A 5,057-nucleotide genomic window follows, 5' to 3' on the forward strand; every position below is an offset into this window, starting at 1 on the left:
TTGCGTCGTGGGAGGGTCAGCGGAAGAACTCACCGGGGGTGGAATCGAACTGCTGACGAAATGCATTGATAAACGCTGAGGTCGATTCATAGCCACACCCCAACGCCACATCCGTCACCCGCTCGCCTCGCTCCAGGGCGGGCAGGGCGCTCAGCAGTCGCAGGCGCTGGCGCCACGCGCGGAACGTCAGCCCAGTGTCCTTGAGGAACAAGCGGCTGAGGGTCTTTTCGCTGACGCCCAGCCTGGGGCTCCAATCCCCCAGGGTGGTCTGCTGCTCGGGGTGCAGGTTCAAGCTGCGGTAAATCTGCCGCAGCCGCGGGTCATGGGGTAGCGGCAGCATCAAATCCACTTGGGGGGCGGCTGCAAGTTGGTCGAGCAGCACCTGGGCCAGGCGCCCATCCGGCCCATCTTCAGCATATTCCACCGGCACTTGGCTGAAATTACGGATCAACTCGCGCAACAAACTGCTCACTTCCAGCACCTGACACCGTTCGGCCGCCCAGGCGGTGACGCTGCAATCGAGGTACAAGCTGCGCATTTCGGTATGGGGCGAACTGAACACCCGATGGGGCATGCCTGCCGGAATCCAGACGGCGCGCTGCGGGGGCGCGACGAAACGGCCGACGCTGGTGTGGATCTCCAGCACCCCGGAAATCGCGTAGGACAACTGCACCCACGGGTGGCTGTGCCGTCTTGTCAGCGCCCGATTGGGCAAGGACTCGGTACGCCCATACACCGGCCGTGGCAGGCTGGAAAGTCCGGGCACACTGCGCCGCACGGTTTTTTCATGTCCTTTTGGCGGCATTTACTGGCTCATTGGCGTTAGTCGGTAAAGGATCGTTACGTTAGAGTCGCCGGGACGCTCTTGGCAACCCCTGGAAGATTTGCTTATGACCCGCCCGCGCTTTCTGCCCGACAACTTCACCCTGACCCTGATCGCCACAGTGATCCTTGCCTCCCTGCTGCCGGCCAGCGGCCAGACCGCCGTGGCCTTCGGCTGGGTGACCAACCTGGCCATCGCGCTGCTGTTTTTCCTGCACGGCGCCAAGCTGTCGCGCCAGGCCATCGTCGCCGGCGCCGGCCACTGGCGCCTGCATCTGTTGGTGTTCAGCCTGACCTTTGTGCTGTTTCCGTTGCTGGGCCTGGCGCTCAAGCCGGTGCTGTCGCCGCTGATCGGCACTGAGCTGTACATGGGCATGCTCTATCTGTGCGCGTTGCCGGCCACTGTGCAATCAGCGATTGCCTTCACGTCCCTGGCCCGCGGCAATATCCCGGCGGCGATTTGCAGTGCGGCGGCTTCCAGCCTGTTCGGTATCTTCCTGACCCCGCTGCTGGTGGCGCTGCTGCTGAACGTACACGGCGATGGCGGCTCCACCGTCGACGCGATCCTGAAGATCAGCGTGCAGTTGCTGCTGCCATTCATTGCCGGGCAAATCGCCCGCCGCTGGATCGGCGACTGGGTCGGGCGCAACAAATCCTGGCTGAAATTTGTCGACCAGGGCTCGATCCTGCTGGTGGTCTATGGCGCATTCAGCGAAGCGGTCAATGAGGGCATCTGGCACCAGATCCCTCTGTGGCAACTGGGCGGTCTGGTAGTTGCCTGCTGCGTATTGCTCGCGTTGGTGCTGGTAGCGTCCACGTTGTTGGGCAAGGCATTCGGTTTCAGCCAGGAAGACCGCATCACCATCCTGTTCTGCGGCTCGAAGAAAAGCCTGGCGACCGGCGTGCCCATGGCGCAGGTGCTGTTCGCCGGGGCGAGCATGGGCGTGCTGATTTTACCGTTGATGCTGTTTCACCAGATCCAGCTGATGGTGTGCGCGGCGCTGGCTCAGCGTTATGCCCAGCGCCCGGAAAGCATCCCTGAGTTGATGGGGCAGGTGGATCCGTGATGCACCTCTCATTCCCAGACAAATAAGCTCAAGTTAACCGCTGCGCCGACGACTAACTTCTTACTAACCCAAGAAGGAGTCTCGGCATGAACGTTCGTCGATTTGCGGTAGTGACAGGCCTTCTTTGCCTATGGGCAAGCACCTGCGGCGCGGCGCAGACGGTGGGGCAGGGCACCATCAGGTTCACTGGCGCTATCGTCGAGCCGGGGTGTGCGACAAATGCGCGCAGTGGTTCGGTGATGGAACTGCGCGGCTGTGCCAGAGTGAGTCGCGGTAGCCGCTTCGAGGTGCGCAATGTGGCGCCGGTGGCCAGCGTCAACGCGGCCCACGTGCGGCTGGTGGCAGACAGCGGCGAGGGGCGCTATTACGACCAGCGCTATCTGCTGGTAGATGCCGCCGGCAAGCCCATTGAGTCCGGCAACTACATCATTACCATGACGTCGCCATAAGCCATCGGGCGACGATCCGCATCAACAGCCGTGCGAGAAACCTATAGAATGCTCGGCGGCGGCGCTTGTCCTGGGTGGCCGCTTGATCATCGCCAGAGTACCGCGCCCGTCAATGAGCCTTTCAGCCGCAGCCCCCCAAGCCAATTGGCAACCGGTCATCGCCCTGGCGCTGGCCGCGTTTGTGTTCAATACCACCGAATTCGTCCCTGTCGGGTTGCTCAGCGCCATTGGCGCCAGCTTCGACATGCCCGTGGCCAGCGTCGGCCTGATGCTCACCATCTATGCGTGGATCGTGTCCCTGACCTCGCTGCCGGTGATGCTGCTGACCCGCAATGTCGAACGGCGCAAGCTGCTGATCGTACTGTTCGGTCTGTTTATCGCCAGCCATATTCTCTCTAGCGTGGCCACCAGCTTCGGTTTGCTGATGGTCAGTCGTGTCGGCATTGCCTTGGCCCACGCGCTGTTCTGGTCGATCACTGCCTCGCTGGCCGTAAGATTGGCGCCGGAGGGCAAGCAGGTGCAGGCCCTTGGTTTGTTGGCCACGGGCACGTCCCTGGCGATGGTACTCGGCATTCCCTTGGGGCGCCTGCTTGGTGAGGCCATGGGCTGGCGTACCACGTTTCTGGTGATCGCCGCGTTCGCCGCCGCCCTGGTGTTCTGGCTGGCGCGCACCTTGCCGCTGTTGCCGAGCCAGAACTCCGGCTCCCTGCGTAGCCTGCCGCTGCTGTTCAAGCGCCCGGCACTGGTGGCGCTCTATGTGCTGACCGCGATGACCGTCACCGCGCAATTTACCGCTTACAGCTACATCGAACCCTTCGTCGAAGGCGTCGCCGGGCTGGGTGGCAGTGCGGTGACGTTGATTCTCTTGGTGTTTGGTGGTGCCGGCATTATCGGCTCGTTGTTGTTCAGCCTGGTGCACCGCTTCAACCCGCACCTGTTCGTGATCGGCGCAGTGTTCATCCTCGCCGCGTGCCTGGCGCTGATGCTGCCGTTGAGCGGTGCTGAATCCTACCTGGTGGTGTTGAGCATTTTCTGGGGCATGGCGATCATGGGCTTTGGCCTGGCCATGCAGTCCAAAGTGCTGGTGCTTGCACCGGACGCCACCGACGTGGCCATGGCGATGTTCTCCGGTATCTACAACATTGGCATCGGCGGTGGCGCGTTGATGGGCAGTTGGGTCGGCAGCCACTTCGGCTTCGCCTGGATCGGCGCGGCGGGCGGGTTGCTGGCGGCGCTGGCGTTGGTGGGATATTGCCTGGCGATTCGGCGGTTTGGGACGGATGTGGTGACGCAATAGTGGGATTCAAGTGTAGCCAGGCATTCCTCATGTAGTGAGGCACCTAGAGGGCAGTGAAGTAAGCGCGGTGCATACAAATACCACAGGGGATTTATCAATAGATAAAATCCCCTGTGGTTGTTTTTGGGGTAAGGACCACTTTGCTTGGTGTATCAATATTCGTCTCTATCTCTTGGTTCGTCGTCGTCTTGAGCTTCCCAATCGTCAATGACTTGCTCGATGCGGCTTAGGGAATCGTAAGTTAGGATGCTAGCTTCCCCATCTTTTTCAAAGCGGTAAGCTTCTGATTGGTCGACTAATTTGTCGCCTTCATAACGCCCTCCTGTTAGATCTTTATGTATGTCATATCCTTTATAGTTTTTTACAAATGCCATGTCAGTACTCCTTGTATAAGGCTTGGTTGAAGTGAACGGGTATTCAGTTATAAATCTTCAATATGTAGTGAAGTATTGAAGTGATTTAAAGGTAGAGGGAGTAAGTGTGGTTGGGTACTGTCATAGTTGACAGTTTTTTAGATGGTTTAGCTATATTAGGGTTGTTCATACACAGGCGACTATACGGCTGCAAAGGGGCCGAGCCGGGATTAGAGTCCGGCGCGGTCTCTCGGCGGAACATAATGCTTCACCCCGCCGGCATCCACCGAGGCCACCGAAGTATTCAGTATCCATTGCAGTCCCAATTCCCGGCTGGCTTCGATGATTGACGGGCGTGTGCCATCGCCCATGGATGCTGCGATTTGCGGGCCGCGGTCCACCACGATTACCCGAATATCGGCCAGCTGACGTCGATGTGGTCGGCGTTGAGGGCTTATTCCAGGGTGCCCTGGGTTTTCAGCAGGGTGATCAGGGTTGAGGATTTCTGATAGCCGATACGCAGGGTCTCCTGGGCGTCGGCGCTCACGGCGATGGAGAAAACCAGCGATCCTAATACAGCAGCAAACGGGCGGCGAAGGGTCATGAGCGGCTCGATATTCAACGGAATGAGCCGAAGCATAAGGTTCTGAAAACCGGTTGATAAATACCCTTTCGATCTGAGCTTAAGGACACTTGGGGCATTGTCCATTGACTGACTGTGCATCTGCCAGATCGGGCCATGAGCAATCATTCGTTGAGGCGACACAGGCCAAAATGTGGGAGGGGGCAAGCCCCCTCCCACAGGTGTGACATGGGCGATCATCGCCGCAGTACTGGTAAAACTCAGCAAAGTTGAAGAGCCGCGAGCAAACACGGGAACCCTCCCACCCGACACGTGTCCCCGCTTCCCATGTCACCCCCCACCGCGCAAATCCCTTAATTTTTCAAGCCTGCCGGAAGCCTCTCCAGGCCCCCGGCTGCGCCCGTTGTTTTTCAAGGGCGCCGCGCCTAGCGGCAAAACTGAATACGGACATTCTCTTAAACCGTGACTTATCAGGCAGGTTACCCC

5 protein-coding genes and 2 pseudogenes are annotated in these 5,057 nt (G+C 59.5%); 3 read left to right on the top strand and 4 right to left on the bottom strand.

The window, feature by feature from the left end:
• Positions 1-16: 16 nt before the first annotated feature.
• Positions 17-805 (bottom strand): helix-turn-helix domain-containing protein, encoded by a 789-nt coding sequence (locus TK42_RS15010; protein ID WP_103734589.1) that lies wholly within the window; start codon positions 803-805, stop codon positions 17-19.
• 85 nt (positions 806-890) lie between these two features.
• Here TK42_RS15010 and TK42_RS15015 point away from each other — a divergent pair, with 85 nt between their 5' ends.
• The 3 genes from TK42_RS15015 to TK42_RS15025 all read left to right on the top strand — a co-directional run bounded on the left by TK42_RS15015 (position 891) and on the right by TK42_RS15025 (position 3,635).
• Positions 891-1,889, top strand: a complete 999-nt coding sequence (locus tag TK42_RS15015; protein ID WP_032880734.1) for a bile acid:sodium symporter family protein — start codon at positions 891-893, stop codon at positions 1,887-1,889.
• 86 nt (positions 1,890-1,975) lie between these two features.
• Positions 1,976-2,338, top strand: coding sequence for a type 1 fimbrial protein (locus tag TK42_RS15020; RefSeq protein ID WP_103734590.1), 363 nt, complete (start codon positions 1,976-1,978; stop codon positions 2,336-2,338).
• A 112-nt stretch (positions 2,339-2,450) separates the two neighbouring features.
• Positions 2,451-3,635, top strand: a complete 1,185-nt coding sequence (locus TK42_RS15025; protein WP_103734591.1) for a sugar transporter — start codon at positions 2,451-2,453, stop codon at positions 3,633-3,635.
• Between the two features lie 152 nt (positions 3,636-3,787).
• On the opposite strand, the gene TK42_RS15030 is transcribed toward TK42_RS15025, so the two are convergent.
• The 3 genes and pseudogenes from TK42_RS15030 to TK42_RS15040 all read right to left on the bottom strand — a co-directional run.
• Positions 3,788-4,009, bottom strand: coding sequence for a hypothetical protein (locus TK42_RS15030; RefSeq protein WP_103734592.1), 222 nt, complete (start codon positions 4,007-4,009; stop codon positions 3,788-3,790).
• Between the two features lie 248 nt (positions 4,010-4,257).
• Positions 4,258-4,410, bottom strand: a pseudogene (locus TK42_RS27140) (NAD(P)/FAD-dependent oxidoreductase); the annotation flags it as partial.
• Positions 4,411-4,445: 35 nt separating this feature from the next.
• Positions 4,446-4,592 (bottom strand): annotated as a pseudogene (locus tag TK42_RS15040) (ABC transporter substrate-binding protein); the annotation flags it as partial.
• Positions 4,593-5,057: the final 465 nt, after the last annotated feature.

The organism is Pseudomonas sp. GZJR-8 (genome assembly GCF_002916705.1).
GTDB lineage: Bacteria > Pseudomonadota > Gammaproteobacteria > Pseudomonadales > Pseudomonadaceae > Aquipseudomonas > Aquipseudomonas synxantha_A.

Coding starts and splice junctions, on each gene's coding strand:
- TK42_RS15010 (WP_103734589.1), bottom strand. CDS start 805: ATGCCGCCAAAAGGACATGAAAAAACCGTGCGGCGCAGTGTGCCCGGA.
- TK42_RS15020 (WP_103734590.1), top strand. CDS start 1,976: ATGAACGTTCGTCGATTTGCGGTAGTGACAGGCCTTCTTTGCCTATGG.
- TK42_RS15025 (WP_103734591.1), top strand. CDS start 2,451: ATGAGCCTTTCAGCCGCAGCCCCCCAAGCCAATTGGCAACCGGTCATC.
- TK42_RS15015 (WP_032880734.1), top strand. CDS start 891: ATGACCCGCCCGCGCTTTCTGCCCGACAACTTCACCCTGACCCTGATC.
- TK42_RS15030 (WP_103734592.1), bottom strand. CDS start 4,009: ATGGCATTTGTAAAAAACTATAAAGGATATGACATACATAAAGATCTA.